At 51.1% G+C, this 632-nt stretch carries 1 rRNA gene; it reads right to left on the minus strand.

The features are described from left to right. A 23S ribosomal RNA gene (locus FZ041_RS14335) occupies nt 1-625 on the minus strand; the annotation flags it as partial. Between the last annotated feature and the right edge of the window lie 7 nt (nt 626-632).

The raw sequence follows: 632 nt of genomic DNA on the forward strand, positions 1-632 counted from the left end.
CTTAACCTCGCAACAAAAATTAACTCGCCGGTTCATTCTTCAATAGGCACGCCGTCGCACATATAAAGTGCTTCGACTGCTTGTAGACATACGGTTTCAGGTTCTATTTCACTCCCCTCCCGGGGTCCTTTTCACCTTTCCCTCACGGTACTATGCGCTATCGGTCGTTTCGTAGTATTTTGCCTTGGATGGTGGTCCACCCTGCTTCCCACAAGGTTTCACGTGTCTCGTGGTACTCTGGATACTGGCCCGTTGGAATCTCTTTCGCTTACGGGGGTTTCACCTTCTGTGCCGCTCCTTCCCAGAAGCTTCAGCTAGAAATTCTTCCCTTTATGCCAGTCCTCAACCCCGGTCGTCCGAAGACGTCCGGTTTGGGCTCTTCCCTGTTCGCTCGCCGCTACTATGGGAATCTCTTTTGATTACTTTTCCTCTGGCTACTTAGATGTTTCAGTTCACCAGGTCTGCCTTCCGTAGATGGTACGACATGACTCGTACCGGGTTGCCCCATTCGGAGATTCATGGCTCAAAGCCTACTTGCGGCTCCCCATGACTTATCGCAGCTTATCGCGTCCTTCATCGGCTCGAAACGCCTAGGCATCCGCCATATGCCCTTTGTAGCTTAACTTTTTGTT

It is taken from the genome of Pseudoselenomonas caprae, from assembly GCF_008271345.1.
GTDB classification, from domain to species: domain Bacteria; phylum Bacillota; class Negativicutes; order Selenomonadales; family Selenomonadaceae; genus Selenomonas_A; species Selenomonas_A caprae.